This is a genomic window from Paraburkholderia sp. IMGN_8 (assembly GCF_038050405.1).
GTDB lineage: Bacteria > Pseudomonadota > Gammaproteobacteria > Burkholderiales > Burkholderiaceae > Paraburkholderia.
In genome coordinates this window covers 4,046,361-4,072,650 of sequence record NZ_CP150901.1, presented here as the reverse complement: position 1 = coordinate 4,072,650, position 26,290 = coordinate 4,046,361, and the positions used below count along the sequence as shown (strand labels likewise).

Genomic DNA, 26,290 nt, shown 5'->3' with positions numbered 1-26,290 from the left:
CACCGCCCCTCGCCACAATCGCGCCAGGCCGACGCCCTGGCGCGTCAACGGAGGAGGCTATCCGCCGCTAACTTTCGTCGCGCGCCACGAGGCCCGAGCGACGTTGCACGCCCCACGAGCGTCCGCCGCGCAGGAAATGCAGCCAACCGAGCAGTGCGCCGACATGACGCACCAGCTGGAACGTGAACGGCTCGGCGATCGCCGCGAGGACAGCCATCCGCAAACTCGAGCCGGTGCGCTCGCCGGTCCAGCGGCGGTACAGGTGGATGCACCACAGATAAAACGCGAGATCGATCGCGGTTTTCAGACCGATCACGCTGAAAATCGACACGACGATCGCGCCATGCCTGCCGAACAGAAACCCGAGCAGCAGTGCGAACGCGGTCAGTCCGTAGATCGGCTGCATCGTATCGATCGCCTTGACCGGCAGCATCAGCATGCCGAGCGTGCCGTAGCGCGGATTGCCGGTCATGTCCCGATTCCAGTACTGCGTCTGCAGGAAGCCCGCAAACCAGCGGCGGCGCTGCCGCAGGAAACTGCTGAGGTTGCCTGGCGCGTCGGTATGCGCATGCGCGTTGCCGACCACGCGCACGTCCCAGTCGAGGCCGTGATCGACCGAATAGCGGCGCAGACGATGAATCAGTTCGTAGTCTTCCACCAGACATTGAGGATCGAAGCCGCCCACGTCGACTAGCGCGTCGCGCTTGAACGACGCGAACGCGCCCGAGATCAGCAGAAGACTGTCGGCGCGCATCCACGCAAAGCGGGCGATGAAGTTGCGCATGTACTCGTAGGTCTGGAACCACTGGAATACGCGGCCCGAAACCGACTTGCCGCAGACCGGCACCAGAATGCCCGCCGCCGCGACCAGCTTCGGTTCGCCGGCGAAGGCAGCACGCATCGCGTAGGTGGCGTCGTCGTCGAGCAGCGTGTCGGCGTCGACGGTCATCACCGTGTCGGTCGTCATGATCGCGATCGCGGCGTTCAGTGCACGCGCCTTGCCCGCGTGCGGCACACGCAGCCAGTAGAGATTCGGGTAAAGCAAACTCGGCGCGCTCAGTACGCCTTCGGCTGCGGCAGTGAGTCCAAAGCGTTCGGTGAGCAGTTCGCCGGTGTGATCGGTGGAACCGTCGTCGGCGATCACGATTTGCGCCGGACCGTGCGTCTGACGCAAAAGCGCGGCGAGCGTCACCGGCAACACCGCCGCCTCGTTATGCGACGCGACGATCACGCCCATGCTCGGCAAATCGCGCTGGTCGAAGTCGGGTTCGAGCGGCGGCGTGGGACGCATCAGCGGCAGCGTTTTCAACGTGACGAACGCGAGCAGCAAGGTGTCGTACACCACGTACGCAATGCCAGTCGACCACGCCACTACGCCTTGCAGAAAGAACGCGCGCGCGAACAGCAACAGCCACAACGCAACGACGCTGACATGAATCAGCGTGCTCGACAGCGTAGCGGGACGCGGCAGAATGCGTGGCGATGCGAGAGCGAGCGCCTGGTCCAGAGTTTTCTTCAAAATAACGGCTGAGTCCGTCGAAAGTGCGGTTAAAAGATTGGGCGTGTTGGCCGCGGCGCTTACGGCACCATGCGCTTGAGAACCGACTTGCGATCGATCCATTGGTGTTTCAACGCGCCACCGATATGCATCGCCAGCAACGCATACAGCGCGTAACCGAGCCACGTATGCAGCGCGCCGAAGCGGTCGTGCAAGGTCTCCTTGAGCGTCGGATCGAGACTCATCACATAGCCGATGCGCGGCCACGGAAACAGGTTGAACAGGCGCATGGGATGGGTCGCTGCGTCTTTCCAGGCCGAATCGTGAAGCCAGCCGGACAGCGGCAGCGCGATCATCAGCAGATACAGCAGAAAATGCGCGATGTGCGCGGCAATCTTTTCCCACGACGGAAATTCGCGCGGCAACGGTGGCGACTTGTGCGACACGCGCCACAAGATGCGCATGAGCGCGAGACCGAGCACCGTGATACCGATCGATTTGTGGGTATCGACCACCGGACGCACCCAGTCGTCGGGCAATGAGTCGGCGCTCAGGCCGAGCACGACGTTGCCGATCATCAGTAGCGCGATCAGCCAGTGCAACAGCATCGCGGTGCGGGTGTAGCGCGATGGCAGGGGAGTGCCGGTTGAATCGGTAAGGGTGTCGGCGTGGGTGTTCATTGGTGGTTCCGTCGGCAAGAAGGCGTTTCTGCGAAAGCTGTTTGAAATATGGCCATGCCGACGCATGTGTGATTGCGCCGCCGGCATAAGGCATACGTATTAGTGTGCCGTTTTATTCCGTCAGACGCTTAAATGGATATTTCGGTTTATTTCGTACGCGCGTGGCGCGACATGCCGGGGGCGATAACCTGGCAGCGGAAGCGGAGTAAATGACGCGAGATGAAATCACCCGTTCAACGCCGCCTCTACCCGCTCCCGCAGCGTCGGCAACATCTCTGCTTCGAACCACGAATTGCGCTTGAACCACGCGACATTGCGCGGCGATGGATGCGGCAGCGGCATGACGTTCGGCCCATACTCGCGCCAACGCAGTAGCGTATCGGTTAGCGTCGGCCCAAACCCGTCGCCGAGACCGAAGCGTTGCGCGTATTGCCCGATCAGCAACGTGAGTCGTACGTCGCGTAACTGCGCCAGCAAGGTCTGATGCCAATGCGCGGCACACTCGGGCCGCGGTGGCAAATCCCCGCTTGCGCCTTTGCCCGGATAGCAGAAACCCATCGGCACGATCGCGAATTTCGACTCGTCGTAGAAAGTCTCATCCGAGACATCGAGCCAGTTGCGCAGGCGCGCACCGCTCGCATCGCTCCATGGAATGCCCGAAGCATGCACGCGCGCGCCGGGCGCCTGGCCGATGATCAGAATGCGCGAATCAGCGGACGCCGCAACGACCGGCCGCGGCGCATGCGGCAGCATCGGCGCGCAGATCGTACAGGCGCGGATCTCGCGCAACAGCGTATTCAGTGAAGCGAGTTTTCTGGCGTTCATGCAATGTCGCAGAGATCAGGACTCGGTTTCCGGTGGATAAATCAAGGTGCCACCGGGTTGCGCTCGTGCGCCTGGCGTCATCGTTGCGGGGTTGGTGTGGTGCGTATCCATGATGTGCAACACGGTCTCGCCGCGCAGCAACAAATAGTCGGCGATGATACGCCGGTGGCAACGCCACCATACCGCTTCCGAACACATGATCGCGCAACGGCGGCGGTGGCCGAGGTCGAGCAGGCGTGCGAGGCCTTCCTGAAATGCGGCCGTCGTCGCGTAGTCGGCGTAGTTGCAAAACGCGGGATGCGTCCAGTAACCGTTCGGCGACGGCGCATCGCCTTTGTGATGGCTGCGGCGGCCACCCAGTTCGCTCAGGTGAAGGTAGTCGATATGCGCAGGTGCGAGCGAGCCCGGCAGCGTATCGCGATTGAATTGCGGATTGGTGCGCGAGCGTGGAATGCTGCGCACGTCCACCAGCGTTTCGATCTCCGATGCTTCGAGCAAATCGACGAACTCGCGCAGCGGACGCGTGGAATGACCGATCGTGAAAAACGGACGCGTTATCGTAGGCCCACCCGGGCGTTGGCGGCGATGCTGTACGTGATCCTGTACGTTTACGCCGTACACGGTGCCTGGTCAACCACAGCGCTGTTGTCGACCGCTTTGTCGCGCAACCGCTGGCGCTTCAACCGACGCATGCCGCAGCGGATCACGCCATCGAACAGCCGGCCGTGTTCACAGCGTTATCAGCAATCGTCGCTGGTTTCAGCCGGCGCCCGCGGCGGCTAGACGTCGTCGCAGGCGGGAGCGATGGGCGCCGACTGCGTGTCGCGGGCAACGGCGTCCGCGCCGAGATAACGCAGCGTCGCCAGCGCGGCTAGCACTGTAATGGCAGCCAGCCCGTAAGTCAGCAGGCGGAAGGCTTCCGAATACTGCTGCTGGAGCAGCGCGAGCGGCATGCCTGGCAGCAGCGCCGCCGCGCCGTGCAGGTTGCCGGTTGCAAGCCGCTCGGCCGCGCGTGAGACGACGCCGGCGTCAGTCGCCGCGCTGCCTGCCGGCGCGAGCCGGAGCGCCGTGATGCCGGCCAGCGTCGCGCTGACCATCGCCAGCGCCAGCCCTTCCCCGGCGACGCGCGTCGTGCTGAAAATGCCGGTCGCCATACCGGCGCGCGCCTTCGGCACCACGCTGACCGACAAGCCATCCATCAAGCCCCAAGGCAGCCCCGCGCCGATACCGATCAGCACCATCGGCGGCAAAATCGCTGCCGGCACGGCGCCCGTCGGTATGTCGCCGAGCCACAGCAGCCCTGCGGCGGCCACCAGCAAGCCGACGCCCGAAATCCATCCCGCCGACGCGTGGCGGCTCAAGCGCACCGCCAGCATCGGCATCACCAGCATCGGTGCCGACAGCGCGATCATCATCAGACCCGCCGCGAGCGGCGCATGTCCTTCGATACCGACGAAGCGGATCGGCAGCAGCACCAGCAGCACGACAAAGCAATAGCAGGTCGCAATCGGCAGCAATTGCACGCCGATAAAGCGCGGATAGCGAAACAACGAAAGGTCGAGCATCGGCCGCGCGGTGCGCCGTTCGATCACGATGAACGAGGTCAGCGCGACCGCTGCCGCCACAAATAACGCCCAGATCGCCGGATGCCGCCAGCCGATTTCCGGCGCTTCAAGAATCGCGACGGTAAAGAGCGCCAGCATCGCCGTAAAGCTGACGATGCCCGGCCAGTCCACGCAGGCCGCAGCCGGATCGCGCGTTTCGCGCATCCGCGGCGCAGCGAGCAACAGCGACACGGCGCCGAGCAGCGCCGTCGACACGAACACGGCGCGCCAGCCGAAGACTTCGAGCAAGCCGCCGGCCAGCACCGGCCCGAACGCCAGGCCCACGCCGAAGGTCGTGCCGAGCAGGCTGAACGCGTGCGTGCGCGCGTGACCGTCGAATTCCTGCGCCAGTGCCGCCGAGCCGCCCGCCAGCGCGGCAGCCGCCGCCACGCCTTGCGCCGCGCGCAGCAGATCCAGCCAGACGATGCCCGGCGCGAGCGCGAGCAAGGTCGAAATCATGGCAAACGCCGCGACGCCGGCCATGAACACGCGGCGCCGCCCGAAACGGTCCGCGAGCGTGCCCGCAGCCATCAGGCAACTGCCGAACGCGAGCATGAAAGCGTTGGTGATCCAGTTGAGCGCGACCGGCCCGCCGCCGAGGGCGCGGCCGATCGCCGGCGTGGCAATCGCGCCTGCCGAGAAACTGAGCGGTAGGATCACCGCGGCGAGGCAGACTGCGGCCAGCACGGCGGAGCCGGTCGAAGAACATTGTGCAACGGTACTGACAGACATGGCGCTTCCTAAGAAGGAGATCTGCCAGAGCTTAATTGCGGAGTCCAACGCGATAAATACTGATAAAGTCGCCACACTCCGGACTTCAATTCTCGAATCGATACATGGTGGAAAACCTGACCGGCATCGTCGCGTTCGTGCAAACCGTGGAGGCGTCGAGTTTCGTCGGTGCGTCGCAGCGGCTTGGCTTGTCGCCTTCGGCGGTGGGCAAAAGCGTCGCACGGCTCGAACAGCACCTCGGCGTGCGGCTGTTGCAGCGAAGCACGCGGCGCGTCAGCCTGACTGGCGACGGCGAGCGCTTCTACGAGCGCTGCCGGCAGATTCTCGACGCGCTCGGCGAAGCCGAGTCGATGATGCTGCAAGCCAACGCCGCGCCGCGCGGGCGGCTGCGCGTAAGTCTGCCGACCATCGGCTATCGCTTCCTGCTGCCGGTCCTGCCCGAGTTCGCAGAACGCTATCCCGAGGTCGATCTCGAACTGGATTTCAACGACCGCATCGTCGACGTGATCGAAGGCGGCTTCGACGCCGCCATTCGCAGCGGCGATCTGCCCGATTCGCAATTGATGGCCAAACGGCTCGGGCCGTTCCGCTTCGTGCTGTGCGCATCGCCCGCCTATTTGCAACAGCACGGCGTGCCGCTCACGCCGGCCGATCTGGCAAAGCACGCATGTTTGCGCTTTCGCTTTCCGACCTCGGGCAAGCTGCAACACTGGGCGTTTCGCGGACTGCCCGAGGATGCGGCCGCGCGCTTTCCGACCGCGCTGACCTGCAATAACATGGAGGCGCTGCGCGCGGCGGCGCAATTGAGCTTGGGCATCGCGTACATGCCGGACTTTCTGGCGCGCGACGCACTCCGCGCAGGCACGCTGCGCACCGTTCTCGAAGACCATTTGGCGCACGCTGGACAGTTTTCGGTGCTATGGCCGTCGAGCCGGCAGTTGTCGCCGAAACTGCGGGCCTTCGTGGATTTTCTGTCGGAGCGGTTATTTCCCGAGGCGCCGGCGCGCAGATAGCACTATCGTGTCGGCAACGCTCGCTTCAACCGGATTTCCAATTCATGTCTACCCGCTTTAACGCAGCCTTCACCGCTTTGCTCGCCGCCGCGCTGTTCGGCGCAACCACGCCGCTCGCCAAGGCGCTGCTCGGCTCGTTGTCGCCGTTTTTGCTCGCCGGCCTGTTCTACCTCGGCAGCGGCACCGGCCTTGCCGTCGTGATCCTGATGCGCCGGCTGCAAAGCCATGCCCGCGGCCAGCACGTCAGCCACGACCGCTTCCCTTTACGCGAAGTCCCATGGCTCGCCGGCGCGATCGCGGCTGGCGGCGTCGCCGGTCCGGCGCTTTTGATGCTCGGTTTGCAAACGACGCCCGCGGCTACCGGTTCGCTGCTGCTGAATCTCGAAGGCGTATTCACCGCGCTGATCGCATGGGTCGTGTTTCGCGAGAACGTCGACGTGCAGGTGTTCCTCGGCATGGTCGCGATCGTCGCGGGCGGGGTCGTATTGTCGTGGCAGCCGGGCGCCATCGGCCTGCCGCCCGGCACCCTGCTGCTGGCTGCCGCGTGTGCCTGCTGGGCCATCGACAACAATCTCACGCGCAAAGTATCGGCTAACGATGCAATGTTCATTGCGTGCGTCAAAGGGCTCGTGGCCGGTTCGGTGAATGTCGCGCTCGCGCTCACCCTCGGCGCCGCATGGCCGAAGGCCGCAACCATCGCGCTTGCAATGCTGACCGGCTTCGCCGGCTACGGCGTGAGCCTCGTGCTGTTCGTCGTAGCATTGCGCAATCTCGGCACCGCGCGCACCGGCGCTTATTTCTCGGTCGCGCCGCTATTCGGCGTGACCTTGTCGTGGGTACTGTGGCCCGACATGCCGCCGCTCATGTTCTGGGTCGCGGCTGCATTGATGACGCTGGGCGTCTGGCTGCACATCCGCGAACGTCATGAACATCCGCACACTCATCACGCGCTGGACCACACGCATCGTCATCGCCACGACGCGCATCATCAGCACGAACATGACTTTGCATGGGATGGCAACGAGCCGCACACCCACCCGCATCGCCATGCACCAATCACGCACGCTCACGCGCATTTCCCAGATATTCATCATCGACATACACATTGATTTCTCGCATGACGGCGCGACGCAGGAACTAGCGGCACCGCAAGACAAAAATCTCTGTGGAACAGATCACGCGATAGACCGATTCAATTGGCATCAACGCGAATCACGTTCTCTAATAAAGCTCCTGTCGCCCGCGGTTCATCCTGCCTACTCCGGAGAGATCCATGTCCCATCAGCCCGAGCCCAATGTCGACGAAGTGGTGAAAAACATCGCGGAAGAAACCGATACGCCCACCGAAACGGTCTTGAAGATGTACGCCGATACCCTGGCCGACTATCGAATCGACGCGCGCGTCTTCGATTACGTGCCGCTCTTCGCAGCAAAGAAAGTCCGCGACCAGCTGCGGAATTCGTCGAATCGAAAACATTGATACGTTGGCGCGCGGAGACCACCGCCTGCTTTACACCGCTTTTGCACGACGCACAAGCCGCGCTGGTTTGCGCGCGCTGATTCGCACAAACGCGCACCGACTTAATTTTCACGCTGCTAGACTCTGAACCCAACGCACCGATTTGGGGGGAGAAGTCATGCGGGTGACAATCGTAGGCGCGGGCATTGCGGGCTTGAGCACGGCATGGGCGCTCGTGAAGTTGGGGCATGACGTTACGCTGATCGAGCAAGGCTCGATTCCCAATCCGCTGGCCGCATCGGGCGACCAGCACCGGATGATCCGCCGCGCATACGGCGACGCCGACGGCTACGCACACACCATCGCCGAAGCGTTCGATAGTTGGGATCTGCTGTGGAACGACCTTGGCGTTTCGCACTATGCCAATTGCGGCGTGCTCGGCATTTCACAATACGCGGGCGACGGCGCCGAACTGTTCCGCGCCGGCCTCGACCGGATGGAATTCGAATACGAACGGCTCGATGCGCGCGAAGCGGCCGAACGTTATCCGTTTCTCGACCCCGCTACCTTTCGCTACGCTTACCTCGACCATGACGGCGGCGCGCTCTTCAGCGAACGCATAGCACGCGATGTCAAAGCGTGGCTCAAGATGAGCGGCGCCGAGATTCGCATGCATGCAAAAGCGCTCGCCGCCGATCCGGCTACGGCATCCGTTCGACTCGAAGACGGCAGCACTGTTCGCGGCGACAAGCTCGTGATCACCGCGGGCGCCTGGACCTTGCAATTGTTCCCCGCCCTCGCTGAAAAGCTGATGACTTATCGCAACGCGGTTGCCTATATGGAGCCGCCCGCGGACTTGCAGGACGCGTGGTCGAACGCGCCGGCGATTGTCGATATCGGCGGCGATAGCGCCGGTTACGTTCTGCCGCCGATCGACGGCGTCGGTCTGAAGTTCGGCGCGGGCGTGCACAAGACACTTGCCGCCGACCCCGACGCCAATCGCGTTGCCGCGCCCGGCGAAGGCGACAGGTTGCGCCGGCTATTCTCGCCGCCGTTCGGCCGCATCGACGAATATACGGTCACCGAAGTCAAGACGTGCGCGTACACGTTCACCGCGGATAGCCGCTTCTTTTCGCAGCGTATCGGCAATACGCTGGTTGTCTCGGCATGCTCGGGCCATGGCTATAAATTCGGCGCGGCGGTCGGGCAGCGCATCGCGCAAGCACTGCATTCGGACGACGACGCAATGCTCGCGCGCTGGCTCAGAGCGGAAATGGCATAGCGGCGGTTCGTCACAACAACGAACACGCCGCTCTAACGCCGCGTACGTTCGCGATCCAGTCCACGCACCACGGCGGCGAGGCGCGCCACCAATGCATCGGCTTCGTCTGGCTTGATGCCCGCGTAGCCGAGCATAAAGCCGTTGTAGTGCGCGGCTTCCTTTGCGGGCGGTTGGCAGAACGCGCTCAGCGCCGCGATATGCAAGCCGTGTTCGCGCGTGGCCGCGCTCACATCCTGATCGCGCAGCGGCGCATCGAGCCGCATCGTCAGATGCATGCCGCCGCCATCGGACGAGATCGTCACCAGGTCGCCCATGTGCCGCTCGATCGCGTCGACCAACGCGGCGCGGCGTTGCTGATAGAGCCGCCGCATGCGCCGCAGATGCCGCGCATATTTCCCGCTATCGATGAAATCCGCCAACGCGATCTGTTCGGCCACGCGCCCCTGCCGCGCGATCTCGCTGAGCGCCTCGTCCACCTCAGTGACCAGATGCGCCGGCACGATCATGAAGCCCATGCGCAGCGCCGGGAACATCGTCTTGCTGAAGGTGCCGAGGTAGATCACCGGCGTATCGGCCGCGAGCCCCTGGATCGACGGCAAAGGCGGACCGCTGTGGCGCAGTTCGCTGTCGTAGTCGTCTTCAATGATCCACGCGCCGCGCGCCACCGCGTTCTCGATGATCGACCAGCGCCGCTCCAGGCTCAACACACTGCCAAGCGGATATTGATGCGACGGCGTGATGTACATCAGGCGCGGCGGCGTCTGCTGCCAGTGATCCGGTGTGGGCGCGATGCCCGCGGCGTCGACGGGAATCGGCACCAGTCGCAAACCGGCGGCCTGAAACGCGGCCTTCGCGCCGTGATAACCGGGATCTTCGACCCACACGCTATCGCCGGGATCGGCCAGCATGCATGCGCACAGATCCAGACTCGCCTGGGTGCCCGCGGTGATGAACACCTGTTCGGGCGAACAACGCACGCCGCGCGACACGCTCACATATTCGGCAATCGAGCGGCGTAAGGCGGGATGTCCTGAATTGTTGCCGTAGCCGAGTTCGTTCGGCTCGACCGAGCGCCACGCGCGTTCCATCGAAGCGCGCCATTGCGCGAGCGGAAATTCATCGAGTGCGGGCACGCCGGGACGAAACGGCGTGGGGTCGTCCGGGTTGCTGCGCTCGCGCGGCAGCCCGGTGACACGATGCGACAGACGGTTCGCGGGTGGGCATACACCGCCGCTGGTCGTGGTTATCGACGCGCCCGCGCCGCTCACCATGCTGACGATGGAGCCATGCCGGCTCGTGGTAATGAAGCCTTCTTCGGTCAGCCGTTCGTACGCGTACAACACGGAATTTCGCGCAATGCCTAGTTGCTCGGCGAGCGCACGCGTCGGCACGAGCTGGCTGCCGTGGCGGATGGCGCCATCGAGAATCGCGCGGCGCAGGCTTTCGTACAGCAAATCCTGCTGCGTCAGCTTGCGGCCGCCTAGTGCCCGCTCGACGTTCGACATCAACAGACCGTAGTCCAAATTCGTGGCTCCAAATTCTGACTGCATTGTGGAGCTAACAATGGTGCCACAAATTTCTTATGCTGACGGCTGTCGGGTTGCCACACACGGGCGCAGCCCTCTACGCTTGCTCGACTCAGCCGTAACGGCGCGAACCGCTCGCCCACAACCCATAACCAGACAAGGAGCCGCAGTCATGTCCGAATCGATTCAAATCCGCCCCGTCACACCCGCCGACTTCGACGCGTGGTTGCCGCTGTGGGACGCCTATAACGCGTTCTACGGCCGCTCGGGCGAAACCGCCTTGCCGCGCGAGATCACGCAGATTACGTGGGGGCGTTTCTTCGACGGCTACGAGCCGATGCACGCGATGGTCGCCGAGCGCGACGGCAAATTGCTCGGCCTCGTGCACTTCCTGTACCACCGTCACACGACAATGGCGGGCCCGACCTGCTATTTGCAAGATCTGTACACGCTGGAAACGGAGCGCGGCAAGGGCGTCGGCCGGGCGCTGATCGAAGCGGTGTATGCGCGGGCCAAGGCCGACGGTTCGCAGCGCGTCTATTGGCAGACGCATGAAACGAATCAGACGGCGATGCGGCTCTATGACAGCGTTGCTGAACGCTCGGGCTTCGTGGTGTATCGCAAGGCGCTGTAACGCTGCTGCAAAAACAAAGGGCGCACCACCCAGTGCGCCCTTCGTCTTCATGCTACTGCTTCACTTCTACACCTACCGCCCACCAAACCGTCAAGCCTCGAGTTGTTCCAGCACTTTGCCCTTGGTCTCGATGCCGAGCAAGTGCACCGTGATCGCTGCCAGAAACGGCACCGCCGCGAGGATATAGAACGCGACCTGCAGATTGCCGCCGATCATCGTCTTCGACACGATAGCCGGTGCGAAAATTGCCGCCACCTTGAGCCACGCGCCACCGACACCGCAGCCCATCGCGCGGATGCTGGTCGGATACAACTCCGGCGTGTACACGTATGCCGTGATGAAACCGCAAGCGAGGAAGCCGAGCGAGAATGCGCAGCACGTCGCGACCACATACACCGATGAAGCGTGGAACACGCCTGCCAGCAACAACGACAGCGCGCACAACACGAACGACAGGTTGATGATCGGCTTGCGTCCCACCTTATCGACCAGCAACGCGCAGGTCAGCGACCCCACCACGCCGAGCACCGAAGCGGCCACCGCCAGATTCAGCGCCAGTTGCAGTGGCGCGTGATAAACCGTGCGATAGATCGTCGGCAGCCAGGTCGACAGACCGTATTGAATGAAGCCGCAGGTGATCCACAACATCGCCACGGCCAGCGTGCGCTTCAGATACGCCGGGCCGAACAGGTCGCCCATGCGGCGTTTCGGATGACGATTGGCCATCGCTTCGAATTCGGCAGAATGAGCCACCGGCGGTAGCGGACCTTTCGCGGCACGCTCGAACGCATGCACGGCTGCATCGGCGTCGGTCATCCGTTCGCGTTCGGCGAGCCAGCGCGGCGACTCCGGCACCAGCTTGCGAAGCACGAAGAACAGGATCAACGGCATGCCGCCGATGAAGTACATCGCTTGCCAGCCGAAGCGCGGCACGATCCACGCGCCCAACGCGTTCGACGCGAGCAGGCCGACCGGAAAAACGATTTCATACAGCAGCACGAAACGGCCACGGCCATGCGCCCGGCTGATCTCGTTGATGTACGTCGCGGCCACCGGCAATTCACCGCCGAGCCCCAAGCCCTGAATCACACGCAACACGACAAACGCGGCGAAAGTCGGCGCAAAACCGCACGCGATGCTGGTCATGCCGATGATCCCCGAGCTCAACGCAATCGCCCTGACACGGCCCTTGCGTTCCGCGTACCACGGGAACACGAACGCGCCGATCAACTGGCCGACCGAGCCGGAGCCGATCAGGAAGCCGATTTCCCATGGCGTCAGATGCCACTTCGCGATCAGGATCGGCAGTGTGGCCGCGATCGCAATCACGTCGAAGCCGTCGAAGAACGTCGCGAGACCGATCAGGATGCGCGCGCGCACCTGCATCGAATTCTTCGGCAACCGCTCGAGACGCGCGATGATCGAGCCCCGTGTCACAGGGCCGGAGACACCGGCGCTGCTGCGGTCCCCGATGGTGTTGTCGATGGTTCTCATGCCGTGGTGCCGTCCGTAGGTGTGGTTAGGCAAGCGCCGTTGAGGCGTCGGTCAGTGTGGCAAGGTCGATGGTCCGGCCTTGGTTCATCCACTTGCGCGACAGTTTCAGTTCGCGTGGATTGTTGATGGCGATGACGCCGCGAATCGCGTTGTCTTCCAGATAGAAGAGCGTGGCGCGTTTGTCCGCCAGATCGCCGCGTACGGCGAGCTGCGCATCGGCCGGAATGTCGCCGAGGATTTGCAGATTGACGTCGTATTGATCGGACCAGAACCACGGAATATCCGCGTACGGTTCGAAGGTGCCGAGCAAGGCTTTTGCCGCGCCGATCGCCTGGTTCTGCGCGTTGGCCCAGGATTCGAGCCGTACGCGGCGCCTGAGCCACGCGCTCGGATGATTCGCGACGTCGCCACAGGCGAAGATGCGCGGGTCTTCGGTCGCGCCGAAATGGTCGACGACGATGCCGTCCTGCACCTTGAGGCCGGCGGCTTCAGCCAGTACGGTGTGCGGCGTGAGGCCGATCCCGGCGACGGCGAAGTCGGCGTCGAGTGTCGAGCCGTCAGCAAAGGTCGCGCGGATGCGGTCGGCGTCGTTCGGGCGATCTGCGAGCGATACCAGCGATGCGTTCAAGCGCACATCCACACCGTTCGCGCGATGCAGATCCAGCAGGAAGTCCGACACCATCGGCGGCAACGAACGGGCGCACAGACGCCGCGCGCCTTCCACGACCGTCGCTTGCACGCCGAGCTTGCGCGCGGTCGCCGCGACTTCGAGACCGATCCAGCCGCCGCCGACCACGAGCACACGCTTGCTTTTGCGCAGCCGTTCGCCGAGTGCGACGGCTTCGTCGAGCGTGCGCAGATAGGCGATGTGCGAGGTCTTCACCAGTGCATCCGGCAGACGGCGCGCCGCGCCGCCGGTGGCGATCACCAGGCGGTCGTATTGCACGTCGCGGCCCGATTGCGTGCGCACGATGCGTTGCTCGCGATCGATCGACGTCGCGCAATCCGGTTGCCACGTTTCGACGTTCAGCGCCTCGAAATCGTCGGGCGTCACCAGACGTACGGTTTCGATATCCGCTTCCCCGGCCAGCACGGCCTTCGACAACGGCGGGCGCTCGTACGGCAGATGAATCTCATCGGCGATCATCACGAGGCGGCCGTCGAAGCCTTCCTTGCGCAATGTCTTCACGACCCAACCCGCCGCCTGGCCGCCGCCGATCACAACGATCGTGCGCGGCGCTTCGAGTCCGGCGTGCGCGGCTTGCGCCTTTGCAGCAGCAGCGTCAGTCATTTTTTCGCTCCGTCATGAATTTGCCTTCCGGCGCCTTCGCGTTCTTCTGGCGACGCGTATTGCCGTCGATGCCGCCGTCGATCGCCCATTCCGCGAACACGGTCGGACCCGGTTCGAAATCGCGCGGCTGCCATTCGGGCGTCAATTGGTCTTCGTCGGCGTAGTACTCGATCAGGCCGCCCGCCGGATTCTGGAAGTACCAGAAATACGCCGACGACACCGGATGACGCCCCGGGCCAAGTTGCGTATCCCAGCCGCAACGGCTGATGTGCATGCCGCCGCCGAACACTTCGTGGATATCCCGCACTGTGAATGCAACGTGATTCAGGCCGCGTTTGCCACCAGGGAGTGCCAGCAGGAAGATGTCGTGGTGGCCGCCGTGCGGCGCGCAACGCATGAATGCGCCACGGCCCGGATAGCGATCCGACATCTCGAAGCCGAGCAGTTCCTGATAGAACTTTTCCTGTTCCGCGAGACGGTTCGTGAAGAACACGACATGGCCCACTTCGACCGGTTCGGCGCGCTCGTAAATCGGCGACGGTTGATCGACGCGCAGCGTTTGGCCCCACACGTTCGATGGCGAGCCGTGAATATCGAGCGCACGCTTACGAGTCACTTCGACGCGGATCGCCATGCCGTTCGGATCGATACAGCCGACCGCGTCGTCGGTTTCGAAGTGGCCCGGCTGGCCGGCGAAACGGCCACGCAGTTCGTCGAGTTCGGCTTTCGTCGCGACGCCCCACGTCACTTCACGCAGCGTCGGACCTTCTTCGAAGGCGGGCGGCAGCGAAGGATCGTTCGCATCGACGGCGAGAATCGTGCAGCCGTTCAGCGTTTCGAAGCGCGCGTGCTTGTCGTCGTGCTCGGTCTCTTTGAGGCCCCAGTCCGCGAAAAACCGACGGCAGGTAGCGAGATCCGTCACACCGTAAATAATCTGTTCAATGCCGAGAATCGTCATAACGTGCCTCTTGCTTAGTTCGCCCACGCCAGCGGCGCGTCGTTCAAGCCCCAGTAGAGGCTCTTCTGCTGCATGTATTCGCGGATGCCGAGACGGCCCTTCTCGCGTCCCATGCCGCTCTCTTTCCAGCCGCTGAACGGCGTCGAGATCGAGAACAGCTTGTAGGTGTTGATCCAGACGGTGCCGGCTTCGAGCGCGCGGGCGATCCGGTAGGCGCGTTTGTAATCGCGCGTCCAGATGCCGGCGGCGAGGCCGAACACGCTGTTGTTCGCTTCTTTCAGCAGCGAGGCTTCATCGTCGAACGGCATGGCGACCAGCACCGGGCCGAAGATTTCTTCCTGGCAGATGCGGGCGTCGTTCGTGAGGCCTTCGAGGATCGTCGGCTGGAAATAGGTGCCTTGTTCGCGGCCGTCGCCGACCGGACGCTCGCCGCCGCACAGCAGGCGGCCGCCTTCTTCCAGACCCAATGCGACGTAACGTTCGACGGTTTCGCGATGCGCCGCGGTGATCAACGGACCCATCTGCGTTTCCGCATGTGACGGATCGCCGACGCGCAGCTTGCGTGCGCCTTCCGCGAGACGCTTCATGAACGCGTCGTAAATCGAGCGCTGCACGAACAGGCGCGAACCGGCGATGCACGCTTCACCCGACGAACTGAAAATACCGTACAGCACGCCGTTCACCGCGTGATCGAGATCGGCGTCGTCGAACACGATGGTCGGCGATTTGCCGCCGAGTTCCAGCGACACCGGCATCAGCTTGTCCGCAGCAATGCGCGCGATGCCGCGGCCCACTTCGGTGCCGCCCGTGAACGACACTTTCTTGACCAACGGATGACGCACCAGCACGTCGCCGATCACCGAACCCTTGCCCGGCAGCACGCTCAGTACACCTTTCGGCACGCCGGCTTCTTCGCAGATGCGCGCCAAGGCGAGAGAAACCAGAGGCGTCACTTCAGCGGGCTTCAGCACCACGGCATTGCCTGCTGCCAATGCGGGGGCGAGCTTCTGCGCATCCGAGGCAATCGGCGAGTTCCACGGCGTGATCGCCGCGATCACGCCAATCGGCTCGTGAATGCTCATCGTCAGATAGTCGCCGCGCGAAGGCGTCACGTCTTCATCGAGCGTTTCGAGGCACGCGGCGAAGTAGCGGAACGTGTTCGCTGCGCTCGCCACCAGTACGCGCGTTTCGCCGATCGGCTTGCCGTTGTCGCGACGCTGCAACTGCGCAAGCGCTTCGTGACGCGCCATGATCAGATCGGCGATGCGGTACAGAATCAGCGCGCGTTGATGCGGCTTGAGGCCGGACCAATCGGCTTTGCGCCATGCGATGTCCGCGGCTTCCACTGCTTCGCAGGCGTCGTCGGCGTTGGCCGTCGAGATTTCCATGTTGACCGACTGATCCGCCGGATACAGGCTTTTGTACGGGTTGCCACGCCCTTGCCGCCATTCGCCGCCGATAAAAATATCGCCGGTGGGCACGAGGCTGGTATCGAAGTGAGTCATGTCGGTCGTTCCGGTGTGCTTCAAACTAGCTTCAACTTGGGGACTTAAATCACGCAGCGTGCCGCGCGATTGCGTAGCGCACGGATCGCGCTGTACGCGGTCAGTGCGGACGTCTTCGGGTTGTCCGGCAGCGGCTTGCCGCACATCTCCAGCGACATCTCGCCAAATGCGCCGCGCGCCACGATCCGATGCACGTTGCGCGTCACGTTCGGGTCGGCGATCAGGCGCACGGTGGTGTGATCCAGACCAAGGCCGGCCAAAGCGATCGTCGCCGCAACGTTGGCGTTCTTCGGATATAGACGCGCCGCCTCACGCGCACTGCCTTCGAAAATCACTGTCTCTTCGGTCAGCGTGTTCAGGTTGCAGACCTGTTCCGCCGGCGTGCCGAGCCAACCCGTAGGCGGCTTGCGGCCCGTGTACAGCACTTCGTCGAGACCGCCGAGCTTCGCCGCCGACAGTGCATCCACGCCACCAATTGCGCCGGACAGCAGCGTCAACGTCGCGTCGCCTTCATCGGCTGCAGCGGACAGCGCGTCGAGCAACATCATGTCGGACAGCGCGCCGATCGAAGCCACCGCGCAATCCGTGCCCGCTTTCAGCAACGGCACCACGTGATCCACCAGCGCGCTGTGTCCCGCGCATTCGAGCGCGAAGTGCGGTTTGCTGCTCAACGCCGACACCGACGACACCACGTCCACCGATGCGCCCACCACTTCGCGCACCGATACCGCATGGCGTTCCGGCACGATCACGTGCGACACGCGCACAGTAGGATCGGCGGCGACCGAGCGGTACACCGCCTGGCCAATCGCGCCGAAGCCGATCATCGCGACGTCGACGGGCGCGTGACATCCGGCGTAATCGGCATCACGCATGTTCCGGCTCCTGTTCCTTGACCGGCGGACCCGCGAACGCGGTGGCGAACGAGCCGACCGACAACATGTCCACTTCGACCAGCACCGGCCCCGTCTTCGCCATGCCTTCGCGGATGATCTCTTCGGCCTGGTCGAGCGATTTGATGCGGTAGTGCGTCAGCTTCAGGCTCTCGCAGAACTGCGCGAAATCCGGCTGATGCAGATCGACGTAGCAGCGGCGGCCGCCGTATTGCGCGTCCTGAATGTTGCGGATCACGCCGTAGCACTGGTCGTTCATCAACACGATCATGACGTTGGCGTTTTCCTGCACGGCGGTGGCGAGTTCGCCGACGTTGACCATCAGGCCGCCGTCGCCGACGAGGCACACGGTCTTCGCAGCGCTGCCGGCAAGCGCTGCGCCGATGCCCATCTGCATGCCCTGGCCGATGCCGCCGCCGAGTGCATGGACACCCGCACGCGGCGAGAAAATCTTCAGCATGCGGTTGCCCCACGTGCTGTTCGAGATCGTGACGTCGCGCACCCAGTTGTAGTCGCGGCCCACCGCCTGTTGCAACGCGTCGACGAGGCGCTTGTACGGGCCGAGGCCCTTGCCCACATCCGCGACGGCACTCTCTCGCGCGGCGGCCAGATCCTGTGCGAACGATGGGTCGACCTTCAGGCGGCCTTCGAGCAGCATCGCCAGTTCTTCGAGCACCGCCGACGCATCGCCATGAATGAACATTTCGTTGCGATAGCCGCGGTTGTCGGCAAGCGCGTCGGCGTCGACGCGATACAGCGGTTGCGGCAGCGCCAGCTTGTACTTCAGCGTTTCATTGCCACGCAGACGCGAGCCGACCACCACCAGCGCGTCGCACGTCTTGTAGAAGCTTTCGACTGCGGCATGCACGTTGAACGCGCCGAGCGTCGCCGGATGATCTTCCGGCAGCACACCACGGCCCTGCACGCTGGTCACCACGCCAAAGCCCAATGCCACCAGACGTTCGACCGCAGCACGTGCATGACGCGCGCCGCCGCCCAGCCACAGCAGCGGACGCTTCGTCTTCGCCAGTTGATCGGCGAGTTGCGCGACACGCTTGCTGCAATGCGTAAGCGTGGTCACGTGCGGGGCGGCCAGATCGGCGGGCCATTCGATTTCGGCGGCTTGAATGTCGATCGGAATTTCGACGCTGACCGGACCGCTCGGCGCGGTTTGCGCGACGCGCACCGCTTCGCGGATCGTCGGCAACGCGGTTTCGACGGAACGCACGCGGAACGCGGCCTTCGAAATCGACGACAGCATCGACAGTTGGTCCGGTGCTTCGTGGATATACGCGAGGTCCTGATCGAGGTACTCGGTTTCGATCTGGCCGGTGATGTGCAGCAGTGCGGTGCCTGCGGTCAGTGCTTCGACCATCGCGCCCGCTGCGTTGCCCGCTGCGGTGCCGGTGCTGGTGAACGCCACGCCGAGACCACCGGAAACGCGGGCGAGGCCGTCGGCCATGTTCACCGCGCCGGCTTCGCCGCGCGCGCCGACATAGCGGATCTTGCCGCGGTTATGGATCGCGTCGAGGATCGGCATGTTGTGGATCGAGATCACGCCGAATGCGGTTTGAACGCCGCATTGTTCGAGAAAGGCGGCGATCAGCTCGCCAACGGTGGTTTTGTTAGACATGTCGTGCAACGCCTCCAGAAACATCGATGTGACTGCCCGTCGTATAGGACGACAGCGTCGTAGCCAGGTAAAAGAGCGCTTGAGCGGCTTCTTCGGGGCGACCGAAGCGGCCTAGCGGAATGTTTTTCTTGCGCGAAAGGTCAGCGGTCCAGTCTTCCCAGCTCTGGCCCGGCTGCGCTTGCGTGGCGAAACGGCGGCGCCACTGCCCCGATTCGACGATGCCGATCAGAATCGAATTCACACGAATGCGTTGCGGCGCGAGTTCGACCGCGAGCGACTTGATCAGACTGAGCACGCCGGCCCGCGCCGACGAGGTCGCGACCATGTGCGGCTCCGGTTGCAGCGCGAGCAGCGAGTTCACGCAGACCACCGCTGGGTTGGTTGCGTCGCGCAGCATCGGCAGGAACGCGCGGGTCGGGCGGATCACGCTGAAATACTTGAGGTCGAGTTCTTCGCGCCAGGCGTCGTCGGTGGTGTCGGCGAAAGTGGACACGCGGCCCTGGCCGGCGTTGTTCACCAGCATGTCGGTGCGGCCGAAGCGCGCTTGCACGGCTTGCGCGAATGCTGCGACTTCGCGGGCGTCAAGCACGTCGCAGGCATGCGCCAACAGTTGCGCATCGGGGAACTGCGCCTTCAGCGCGGCTTCCGCTTGCGCAAGACGTTCGGTATCGCGGCCGCAAATCGCGACCGAGGCGCCGGCCCGCAGAAACAGCTCGGCAGTCGAGAAGCCGATGCCGGACGAGCCGCCCGTCACCACCGCTACCTGCCCGGTCAAGTCGATTTGAATCATCAGAGCCCCAATGCCTTCATGTATTTCGTGCCGGAGGACGGCCGATAGTTGAGCCGTTGCGAGAGTTCGTCGGCGGCTCGACGGACCTTGTCGATCAGACCGCTGTCGAGCAGCGACGCGTCGATCTCGTGGCGCGGAATCGTCGTCGTGATCACGGCGACGATGCGGCCCGTGTCGTTACGCACCGGCGCGCTGACCACCGAAATGCCGCGTTCGAACGACGACTCGCTGATCGCGAAGCCGCGCCGTGCGTCGTCGCGAATCCGTTCGTACAGGTCGTCGATCGTGGCGGGCGTTTGCTTCGTGAAGCGTTCGAGTTCCGGCTCGGGATAGAGCTTCTTCAACTCGTCGAGCGTCATGTCGCCCATCAGCACCTGGCCGTGGGTCGTCGCGTAGGCAGGCAGGCGCGTGCCGACGTTCACTTTCACCGAACTGAAAATCGGCGCGTGGCTTTGTGCCTTGGCGACGAACACGACGTCGCGCCCATCGCGAATCACGATGTGGCTCGTCAAGCCAGTGTCGTCGCGCAGTGCTTCGATGATCGGCAAGCCGAGGTCGGTCAATTCGAGCGAGCTCAGATATTCGAAACCGAGCCGCAGCACCGCGACGCCGAGGCGATAGTTGCGGTCCTTGTCGGCGCGTTCGAGAAAGCCGAGCGATTCGAGCGTTTGCAGCAGACGGAATACCGTCGTGCGGGGAATCTTCAGGCGCCTGGACAATTCGGGTGCGCCGAGAACCGGCTCGCGTGGCGAGAACTCCGTGAGAATCTTCAGGCCGCGTTCGAGACCCGGCACCCGGTAACTGGTGTCGTTGCGGTCGTCGTCCGCGTCGCGCTCGGCGCTAATCGTGTCGGGCGTCATTCATTGGCTCCGTTGTCCGTCGCTAGTGCGGCAGAACGTGTCGATGATCGCGGTGTACGCGGCGGGTGCTTCGATATAACCGGCGTGCCCCGCGCGTGGCACGACCTGCAATTGGGTGCCCGCTGCCAGTGCGATTCGCTCGCAGGCATCGGGGGTCGTAATGATGTCGTCGACGCCAACCGCCACGCTGATGCGACCTCTGTAACGCGCGAGGTCGGCAGCGAGATCGGCATCGGCGAGCAGATGCGTCGCTTGTGCGTAGCCGTGCGGGATCACGCGCGACATGTTCCAGCGCACCCATGCGCGGGCTTCGTCGCTTGCGTGAGCGGACAACATATTGGTGCTGCGTTTTTCGGCGAGGCCAAGCGGGCCGAGCTCTTTCAGCATGGCAAGACGCTGGTCACGTTTCGTTTCGCGCACGTCCGCCGATGCCGCGCCATAACCGCCAGCGGGCGACAACAGCAGCAAGCCGGCCACGCGGTGCGGATGCACGGCAGCAAACGCGCCGGCGATGAGCGCGCCGAGCGAATGGCCGAGCAGCACGCAGCGTTCGATGCCGAGCGCGTCGAGCCATTCCTTCAGCACGGTTGCGTAATCGCTTGCGGCGGGTGATTCGGCCGCAACCGGCGTGGATGCGCCATAACCCGGCGCATCCCACGCGAGCACACGGCGCGTTGCGCCGAGCACTTCGAATTGCTGCACCCACGAAGCCGCGCCCGAACCGATACCGTGCAACAACACCAGCGGCAACGCATCGCTGTCGGCGCTATCCACTTCGCGATAGCTCACGGCGCGTTGCGATGCCAGCCAGATCTGCTGCGCCGGGAAGCGCGTGAGACGTGCTTCGAGCGTGGCTTTCTGATCGGCGTTGACGGACGGGACTGTGGACATGGGTTCTCTTCTCAAAGTGAGCGGTAGTGCGGGCGCTTAGCGCTTGAGCTTCGCCAGCGGCGAATCCGGCGGATACGTCGGCGTGATCGGCTTCGGTGAACCGAGCATGACGCACATCAACGCGTCTTCTTCACCGATGTTCACTTCCGTGCGATACACGCCCGGCGGCACCGAGATCAGATCGCGTTCGCCGAGCACGGCTTCCCACGTTTCACCGTCCTTCTCGCAGATCACTTTCATCTTGCCGCGCAGCACGAAGAAAATTTCTTCGACATCCATATGAATATGGCTTGGCCCGATGTTGCCGGCCGGGATCACCATCGTCGAGAACGTAAAGCCGCCTGCGGGCACCGTGTTCACGTCCTTCGCGACGCCCGTGCCGCCCGTGCCGACATAGCGCATTTGCGCGCGGCGGTATTTCGGGTCGTAGTCGGCCTGGAACTTGAGCGCGTCCCAGTCATAGCGACGCGTTTCCAGGCGCGCGACGCGGCTGTCCAGCCATTGGGCAAAGCTCGCGTCCGCGGGTTGGTCCCACGATTTGCGTTCGAATTCGGCGTCCGCCATCTCTTTCTCCTTACGATTCGACAAGATCAATTCATCACGAAGCCGCCGTTGACCGGCAGCAACTGGCCGGTCACGAAGCGTGCGGCGTCGGACAACAGGAACAACACCGGCCCAGTCACGTCGTCGGGCACTTGTGCGCGCGTCAGCGCGCGGCCTTGCAGGTAATACTGGTGACGCTCGGCGGGCACGTACGCGGTAGCCTCGACTTCGGTCAGGCCCGGCGCGATTGCGTTGACGGTCACGTTGTGCGCGCCGAACTCGCGCGCCAACGAACGCGTCATCGAGATCACCGCGCCCTTGCTTGCGACATACGCGAGCAGCTTCGGCGCGCCCCACATCGCCGTATCCGAGGCGATGTTGACGATGCTGCCGCGGCCTGAGTCGCGCAGGTACGGCAGCGCCGCAGTGCTCATGAGCCAGGTGCCGCGCACGTTGACGTTCATCACGGCGTCCCACGTCTCGACCGACAACTCGTCGGCAAACTTGCCGCCGGAGTGGGTGATCGCCGCGTTGTTGATCAGCGCGTCCAGACCGCCGAGTTGCGCTGCAGCCTGATCGGCGAATTGCTTGATGCTGGCAGGGTCCGCGAGATCGAGCGGCAGATACGTGACCCCGTGACCTTGCTCAACGAGCGATGCAGCCAACGCCCGGCCTTCGTCGTGCAACACGTCGCCGAACACCACTTGCGCGCCGGCCTGCGCCAGCGCACGGACGAACGCCGCGCCGAGACCGCGCGCGCCGCCCGTCACGAGGACGCGCCGGCCTTTGAGTGCTGACAATGCCGGTGGCGCTTCGTTATGCATGGCTGTGGCCTGCTGCTTCGATAGCCGGTGTTGCGCTTGCAGCCTGAGCGCGATGTGCGTCCAGTTCAGCGAAGTGCTGTTGCGCGCGCTGACGCAGCATGCGGCGCACACGCGTCATGCCGACGTCGTGCTGATAGAGGAATTCGTGTTCACGTGCATTCGGCGCCATGCTTTCGAGCACGTAACGGTCTTGCTCGAGCACCGCCCAGTGCAACCCTTCCAGGCGGTTGCGGTACATGAAGCGCCATGCGTCGCGCTGCCAGCCCGACACCTTGCGCGTGCGCCAGAAATAAACCTGGCAGTTGTTTTCGTCGACCGGCGTAGCAAAGCCGATGATCCCGAAGTTGCCGCCCGGGCCGAACTTCTTCTTGTACGGAATCGCGAGGCGCATCCACAGCGCGCCGGTTTCGCCGAGTTCGACCCAGTCGAAGTTCACATCGCGCTGGCCGACCTTTTCGAACATCAAGCCCGTTTCGGTCTTGCGCACGCGCATGTCGGCCTGCTTGTCGCCTTCGGCCATCGAGTGCGACGTCGCGTGCAGATACGCACCGTGCATCGGGTCCATCACATTGTCGATCGCGTACTGGTAATTGCACTTCCAGTTCGACATGCACAGGAAGTTCGCGTACGCCTCGCCGACCAGTTCTTCCGGCAGCACGAGCGGTGTGGGTTCTTTATGAGCGTCGTCGCCGAACCACAGGAAGATCGCGCCGGCGTGCTCTTCAACCGGATACGACTTCACGCACTTCTGGCCTTCCAGCGGACAGTTCGACACAGCCGGCACTTTGGTGACCGTGCCGCCACCGTCGATTTCAATGCCGTGATACCAGCACGCGACGCTGCCGCCGAGGTTCCAGCCGAGCGACAGACGCGCGCCGCGGTGCGGGCAGCGGTCTTCGAGCGCGCGGACTTTGCCTTCCTTGTCGCGCCACAGCACGATCTGGTCGCCGAGGCGCGTGATGCCGACCGGCGCGTCGCCGACTTGCCAGCTCGGCGAGACCGGATACCAGTAGTTGCGCAGGCCTTTGTCCAGATAGGACTGAATCGGGTCGGCAGTGCCTTGAGTCGTTGTACTAGGGGACGTCATGAAGAGACTCCGGATACGGATGCGATGGAACGTGTTCGGGAAAGCGCGCCTAATCGGCGAGCAGGCGGAATTCGGCGGCGAGGCGTTCGGCGTCCCACGCATTGCCTTCGGGCGTGCGGAAACCCATGCCATTCAAGCCGTCGACGACTTCCTGCAACTCCATTGCGCCGGCTTCGAAGACTTTTTCGAGCGCATCGCCGAAGTCGTTTTCGTACTGGGTCGGCTCGGCCTTGCGCGTTTGCCAGATGAAGTTCTCGGTCGCGCCCGGCTTTTCGATCACGCCCTTGCCGGCGACGTTGTTCGGCTGCGGCGCGAGCCACGGCTTCAGGAAGGGATTGAAGTTCACAGCTACCTCTCGCATGTCATTCCACCTTGATCTGGATTTCTTCGCCGGCGAGACGTACCGAGTACATCTTCAGGTCGCGGCCACCGGGCTCTTTCAAGCATTTGCCGGTCGGGATATGGAACACGGCTTCGTGCAGCGGGCATTCGACGGTGTCGCCGTCGACAAAGCCCTGCGTCAACAACGCGTACGCATGGGGGCAGACGTTTTCCAGCGCGTACAGCGCATCGCCCACCTTGTAGATGCCGATTTCGGTGCCGTCGAGCTTGAACTCGATCGGCGCATCTTCGGACAGGTCGCCGGCATGGCCGGCGCAGCGCCATTGTTCAGTCATTTCTCGCCTTTCTCCTGAAGCTCTATGTTCCATATACGGAACAGCAGTTCGTGTATGGATAATTATAGGATTGGCTTCGGCGAGAAAAAACAAAAATCGTGGCAGCCAGGGGAAAACACCGAGTGTGGTGCCCACAACACAGCGTCGCGTGGACTGATGCGAGTGGCCGCGCTGGCCGCAGAACCTTTCCAGGCATGGGTTTTCGGCTTATTTCCAGACAAATGTCGATGCGCTCATGCGGGTTTGTACGGGGTCCGAAAATTTATTTTGACCACTCCTAGACTCACTATACTTTTCCATAGGCGATACAAACGCCCATAGGTGGAACATAAAGCGTAGCGGTTTTGGCGCATAAACCCAAAGCTGCATCAACCCACAGTACGGATCAGGGATGACGGAATCGCGAAAGCGCCATCCGTCGTGTGATCAGGAGAACCAACGGTGAAGCACATCATTGCAGCCGGCGTAGCGGCAATCTGCGCAACGACAGGCGCCTGGGCGCAGAGCAGCGTGACGCTATACGGCAGCCTGGATGCCGGTGTCGCGTACATCAGCAATGCGGGTGGCCATTCGAAGTGGATCGAGGAACAGGGCAACATGCAGCCGGACCGCTGGGGCCTGAAGGGTGTCGAGGATCTGGGCGGCGGTTTGAAGACGGTCTTCCAGCTGGAGAACGGTTTTTATACGAACACCGGTAACTTTGCTAAAGCCGGCACGCTGTTCAATCGCCAGGCTTTTGTCGGACTGAGTTCGGACCAGATCGGCACGCTGACGTTCGGCCATCAGACGCCGTTCAGCTTCGATGTACTGGGTCCGTTGAGCACGGCCTATCTGGCTGCAAGCTGGTACGCGTTCCACCCAGGCAATATCGACGAACTCGCCGACACCGGCGTGGTGCCGTTCGACAACTCGATGAAATTCCGCTCGGCGAGTTTCGGCGGTTTCACGTTCGGCGCGATGATGGGGCTCGGCAACACGACCAACTTCTCGACCGGCAAGACGCTGAGCTTTGCGCTTAGCTATGCGAACGGTCCGTTCAAGGCCGGCGCGACGTACGCGAACGAGCATGACCGCACGCCGTCGATCGTGACGACGGGCATCACCAACTTCCAGGGCGTGGCGGCAGCGAACTACACGGCGAGCAAGGTCGAGAACATGGGCGCGGGCGCGTCGTACCAGTTCGGCAAACTGCTGGTGCATGGTCTGTACACGCGTGTGAAGCTGGAATCGTCAGGACATTCGGACACGTATCAGAGCTACGACGTCGGCGCGAATTACCAGTTCACGCCGTTCAACAGCGTGGCCGGCGGCGCCGCGACGACAACGATGGCCGGCCATCGCTGGACGCAGTTCGAGATCGGCGATATCTACGCGCTGTCGAAGTCGACGCAGTTATACGTGAATGCGCTCTATGAGCGCGCGGGCTCCAACACGGACGCCGCGTTCTTTACGGCGGGTGTGTCGAGTGGCCGGAACCAGACGATTATCCTGACTGGCATCCACCACTCGTTCTGATGCGAATGATGTCGGTGGTGTAAAGCAAACGGCCCGGCTGTGAAAACAGCCGGGCCGTTGAACATGGTCAGACGCG

26 protein-coding genes are annotated in these 26,290 nt (G+C 63.4%); 6 read left to right on the top strand and 20 right to left on the bottom strand.

Translation table 11 applies throughout. The features are described from left to right. Window positions 1-67: 67 nt before the first annotated feature. From WN982_RS39400 to WN982_RS39380, 5 genes are all read right to left on the bottom strand, one after another. Entirely contained in the window at window positions 68-1,519 is a 1,452-nt protein-coding gene (locus tag WN982_RS39400; RefSeq protein ID WP_341317353.1) for a glycosyltransferase, read from the bottom strand. Between the two features lie 59 nt (window positions 1,520-1,578). Further along, entirely contained in the window at window positions 1,579-2,178 is a 600-nt protein-coding gene (locus tag WN982_RS39395; protein WP_341317352.1) for a cytochrome b, read from the bottom strand. A 225-nt stretch (window positions 2,179-2,403) separates the two neighbouring features. Beyond that, a complete protein-coding gene (locus tag WN982_RS39390) occupies window positions 2,404-3,003 on the bottom strand; it encodes a uracil-DNA glycosylase family protein (protein WP_341317351.1) in 600 nt (199 codons plus the stop codon). Window positions 3,004-3,018: 15 nt separating this feature from the next. Further along, complete coding sequence (locus WN982_RS39385; RefSeq protein ID WP_341319565.1) at window positions 3,019-3,561, bottom strand: DUF488 domain-containing protein; 543 nt, start codon at window positions 3,559-3,561, stop codon at window positions 3,019-3,021. 221 nt (window positions 3,562-3,782) lie between these two features. Continuing rightward, the gene (locus tag WN982_RS39380) at window positions 3,783-5,339 is read right to left on the bottom strand and encodes an MFS transporter (protein ID WP_341317350.1); all 1,557 of its coding nucleotides are present in this window, start codon (window positions 5,337-5,339) and stop codon (window positions 3,783-3,785) included. 107 nt (window positions 5,340-5,446) lie between these two features. On the opposite strand from WN982_RS39380, the gene WN982_RS39375 reads away from it, so the two are divergent. The 4 genes from WN982_RS39375 to WN982_RS39360 all read left to right on the top strand — a co-directional run bounded on the left by WN982_RS39375 (window position 5,447) and on the right by WN982_RS39360 (window position 9,093). Further along, window positions 5,447-6,352 (top strand): LysR family transcriptional regulator, encoded by a 906-nt coding sequence (locus WN982_RS39375; protein ID WP_341319564.1) that lies wholly within the window; start codon window positions 5,447-5,449, stop codon window positions 6,350-6,352. 44 nt (window positions 6,353-6,396) lie between these two features. After that, window positions 6,397-7,461, top strand: a complete 1,065-nt coding sequence (locus WN982_RS39370) for a DMT family transporter (protein ID WP_341317349.1) — start codon at window positions 6,397-6,399, stop codon at window positions 7,459-7,461. Between the two features lie 164 nt (window positions 7,462-7,625). After that, entirely contained in the window at window positions 7,626-7,832 is a 207-nt protein-coding gene (locus WN982_RS39365) for a DUF3562 domain-containing protein (RefSeq protein WP_341317348.1), read from the top strand. A 157-nt stretch (window positions 7,833-7,989) separates the two neighbouring features. After that, a complete protein-coding gene (locus WN982_RS39360; RefSeq protein WP_341317347.1) occupies window positions 7,990-9,093 on the top strand; it encodes an FAD-dependent oxidoreductase in 1,104 nt (367 codons plus the stop codon). Between the two features lie 32 nt (window positions 9,094-9,125). Here the strand turns inward: WN982_RS39360 and WN982_RS39355 are convergent, their stop codons facing one another. Next, entirely contained in the window at window positions 9,126-10,616 is a 1,491-nt protein-coding gene (locus WN982_RS39355; protein WP_341317346.1) for a PLP-dependent aminotransferase family protein, read from the bottom strand. Window positions 10,617-10,791: 175 nt separating this feature from the next. On the opposite strand from WN982_RS39355, the gene WN982_RS39350 reads away from it, so the two are divergent. Then, on the top strand, window positions 10,792-11,253 hold the full coding sequence (locus WN982_RS39350; RefSeq protein WP_341317345.1) for a GNAT family N-acetyltransferase: 462 nt from the start codon (window positions 10,792-10,794) through the stop codon (window positions 11,251-11,253). Window positions 11,254-11,343: 90 nt separating this feature from the next. On the opposite strand, the gene WN982_RS39345 is transcribed toward WN982_RS39350, so the two are convergent. The 14 genes from WN982_RS39345 to WN982_RS39280 are packed head-to-tail and all read right to left on the bottom strand — an operon-like array spanning window position 11,344 to window position 24,699. Next, window positions 11,344-12,747, bottom strand: a complete 1,404-nt coding sequence (locus tag WN982_RS39345) for an MFS transporter (protein ID WP_341317344.1) — start codon at window positions 12,745-12,747, stop codon at window positions 11,344-11,346. A gap of 25 nt (window positions 12,748-12,772) precedes the next feature. Continuing rightward, a complete protein-coding gene (locus tag WN982_RS39340; RefSeq protein ID WP_341317343.1) occupies window positions 12,773-14,038 on the bottom strand; it encodes an FAD-dependent oxidoreductase in 1,266 nt (421 codons plus the stop codon). Next, on the bottom strand, window positions 14,031-14,996 hold the full coding sequence (locus tag WN982_RS39335; protein ID WP_341317342.1) for a VOC family protein: 966 nt from the start codon (window positions 14,994-14,996) through the stop codon (window positions 14,031-14,033). The genes WN982_RS39340 and WN982_RS39335 overlap by 8 nt, the downstream gene beginning before the upstream one ends. Before the next feature lie 14 nt (window positions 14,997-15,010). Then, window positions 15,011-16,501 carry an aldehyde dehydrogenase gene (locus WN982_RS39330; protein ID WP_341317341.1) on the bottom strand — a complete coding sequence of 497 codons (1,491 nt, stop codon included), beginning with the start codon at window positions 16,499-16,501 and terminating at the stop codon, window positions 15,011-15,013. Window positions 16,502-16,545: 44 nt separating this feature from the next. After that, a complete protein-coding gene (locus WN982_RS39325) occupies window positions 16,546-17,376 on the bottom strand; it encodes an aspartate dehydrogenase (RefSeq protein ID WP_341317340.1) in 831 nt (276 codons plus the stop codon). Then, complete coding sequence (locus tag WN982_RS39320; protein WP_341317339.1) at window positions 17,369-19,027, bottom strand: thiamine pyrophosphate-binding protein; 1,659 nt, start codon at window positions 19,025-19,027, stop codon at window positions 17,369-17,371. The genes WN982_RS39325 and WN982_RS39320 overlap by 8 nt, the downstream gene beginning before the upstream one ends. Beyond that, a complete protein-coding gene (locus WN982_RS39315) occupies window positions 19,020-19,817 on the bottom strand; it encodes an SDR family oxidoreductase (RefSeq protein ID WP_341317338.1) in 798 nt (265 codons plus the stop codon). Before WN982_RS39315 ends, WN982_RS39320 begins: the two co-directional genes overlap by 8 nt. Further along, entirely contained in the window at window positions 19,817-20,677 is an 861-nt protein-coding gene (locus WN982_RS39310) for an IclR family transcriptional regulator (protein ID WP_341317337.1), read from the bottom strand. Before WN982_RS39310 ends, WN982_RS39315 begins: the two co-directional genes overlap by 1 nt. Then, complete coding sequence (locus WN982_RS39305; RefSeq protein WP_341317336.1) at window positions 20,678-21,568, bottom strand: alpha/beta hydrolase; 891 nt, start codon at window positions 21,566-21,568, stop codon at window positions 20,678-20,680. Between the two features lie 36 nt (window positions 21,569-21,604). Continuing rightward, a complete protein-coding gene (locus tag WN982_RS39300; protein ID WP_341317335.1) occupies window positions 21,605-22,132 on the bottom strand; it encodes a cupin domain-containing protein in 528 nt (175 codons plus the stop codon). Window positions 22,133-22,158: 26 nt separating this feature from the next. After that, the gene (locus WN982_RS39295; protein WP_341317334.1) at window positions 22,159-22,935 is read right to left on the bottom strand and encodes an SDR family oxidoreductase; all 777 of its coding nucleotides are present in this window, start codon (window positions 22,933-22,935) and stop codon (window positions 22,159-22,161) included. Next, window positions 22,928-24,022, bottom strand: a complete 1,095-nt coding sequence (locus tag WN982_RS39290) for an aromatic ring-hydroxylating dioxygenase subunit alpha (protein WP_341317333.1) — start codon at window positions 24,020-24,022, stop codon at window positions 22,928-22,930. Before WN982_RS39290 ends, WN982_RS39295 begins: the two co-directional genes overlap by 8 nt. 49 nt (window positions 24,023-24,071) lie before the next feature. Further along, window positions 24,072-24,383, bottom strand: a complete 312-nt coding sequence (locus WN982_RS39285; RefSeq protein WP_341317332.1) for a recombinase-like helix-turn-helix domain-containing protein — start codon at window positions 24,381-24,383, stop codon at window positions 24,072-24,074. Window position 24,384: 1 nt separating this feature from the next. After that, on the bottom strand, window positions 24,385-24,699 hold the full coding sequence (locus WN982_RS39280; protein WP_341317331.1) for a non-heme iron oxygenase ferredoxin subunit: 315 nt from the start codon (window positions 24,697-24,699) through the stop codon (window positions 24,385-24,387). 441 nt (window positions 24,700-25,140) lie between these two features. Here WN982_RS39280 and WN982_RS39275 point away from each other — a divergent pair, with 441 nt between their 5' ends. Beyond that, window positions 25,141-26,214: a porin gene (locus tag WN982_RS39275; RefSeq protein ID WP_341317330.1), complete on the top strand. Its 1,074-nt coding sequence runs from the start codon at window positions 25,141-25,143 to the stop codon at window positions 26,212-26,214. Window positions 26,215-26,290: the final 76 nt, after the last annotated feature.

What these genes read in the sequence shown, in the direction of transcription:
- WN982_RS39315 (WP_341317338.1), bottom strand. Translation starts at nt 19,817, where the DNA reads ATGATTCAAATCGACTTGACCGGGCAGGTAGCGGTGGTGACGGGCGGC.
- WN982_RS39305 (WP_341317336.1), bottom strand. Translation starts at nt 21,568, where the DNA reads ATGTCCACAGTCCCGTCCGTCAACGCCGATCAGAAAGCCACGCTCGAA.
- WN982_RS39340 (WP_341317343.1), bottom strand. Translation starts at nt 14,038, where the DNA reads ATGACTGACGCTGCTGCTGCAAAGGCGCAAGCCGCGCACGCCGGACTC.
- WN982_RS39330 (WP_341317341.1), bottom strand. Translation starts at nt 16,501, where the DNA reads ATGACTCACTTCGATACCAGCCTCGTGCCCACCGGCGATATTTTTATC.
- WN982_RS39280 (WP_341317331.1), bottom strand. Translation starts at nt 24,699, where the DNA reads ATGACTGAACAATGGCGCTGCGCCGGCCATGCCGGCGACCTGTCCGAA.
- WN982_RS39295 (WP_341317334.1), bottom strand. Translation starts at nt 22,935, where the DNA reads ATGCATAACGAAGCGCCACCGGCATTGTCAGCACTCAAAGGCCGGCGC.
- WN982_RS39300 (WP_341317335.1), bottom strand. Translation starts at nt 22,132, where the DNA reads ATGGCGGACGCCGAATTCGAACGCAAATCGTGGGACCAACCCGCGGAC.
- WN982_RS39290 (WP_341317333.1), bottom strand. Translation starts at nt 24,022, where the DNA reads ATGACGTCCCCTAGTACAACGACTCAAGGCACTGCCGACCCGATTCAG.
- WN982_RS39335 (WP_341317342.1), bottom strand. Translation starts at nt 14,996, where the DNA reads ATGACGATTCTCGGCATTGAACAGATTATTTACGGTGTGACGGATCTC.
- WN982_RS39395 (WP_341317352.1), bottom strand. Translation starts at nt 2,178, where the DNA reads ATGAACACCCACGCCGACACCCTTACCGATTCAACCGGCACTCCCCTG.
- WN982_RS39285 (WP_341317332.1), bottom strand. Translation starts at nt 24,383, where the DNA reads ATGCGAGAGGTAGCTGTGAACTTCAATCCCTTCCTGAAGCCGTGGCTC.
- WN982_RS39370 (WP_341317349.1), top strand. Translation starts at nt 6,397, where the DNA reads ATGTCTACCCGCTTTAACGCAGCCTTCACCGCTTTGCTCGCCGCCGCG.
- WN982_RS39380 (WP_341317350.1), bottom strand. Translation starts at nt 5,339, where the DNA reads ATGTCTGTCAGTACCGTTGCACAATGTTCTTCGACCGGCTCCGCCGTG.
- WN982_RS39365 (WP_341317348.1), top strand. Translation starts at nt 7,626, where the DNA reads ATGTCCCATCAGCCCGAGCCCAATGTCGACGAAGTGGTGAAAAACATC.
- WN982_RS39350 (WP_341317345.1), top strand. Translation starts at nt 10,792, where the DNA reads ATGTCCGAATCGATTCAAATCCGCCCCGTCACACCCGCCGACTTCGAC.
- WN982_RS39320 (WP_341317339.1), bottom strand. Translation starts at nt 19,027, where the DNA reads ATGTCTAACAAAACCACCGTTGGCGAGCTGATCGCCGCCTTTCTCGAA.
- WN982_RS39390 (WP_341317351.1), bottom strand. Translation starts at nt 3,003, where the DNA reads ATGAACGCCAGAAAACTCGCTTCACTGAATACGCTGTTGCGCGAGATC.
- WN982_RS39345 (WP_341317344.1), bottom strand. Translation starts at nt 12,747, where the DNA reads ATGAGAACCATCGACAACACCATCGGGGACCGCAGCAGCGCCGGTGTC.
- WN982_RS39325 (WP_341317340.1), bottom strand. Translation starts at nt 17,376, where the DNA reads ATGCGTGATGCCGATTACGCCGGATGTCACGCGCCCGTCGACGTCGCG.
- WN982_RS39310 (WP_341317337.1), bottom strand. Translation starts at nt 20,677, where the DNA reads ATGACGCCCGACACGATTAGCGCCGAGCGCGACGCGGACGACGACCGC.
- WN982_RS39360 (WP_341317347.1), top strand. Translation starts at nt 7,990, where the DNA reads ATGCGGGTGACAATCGTAGGCGCGGGCATTGCGGGCTTGAGCACGGCA.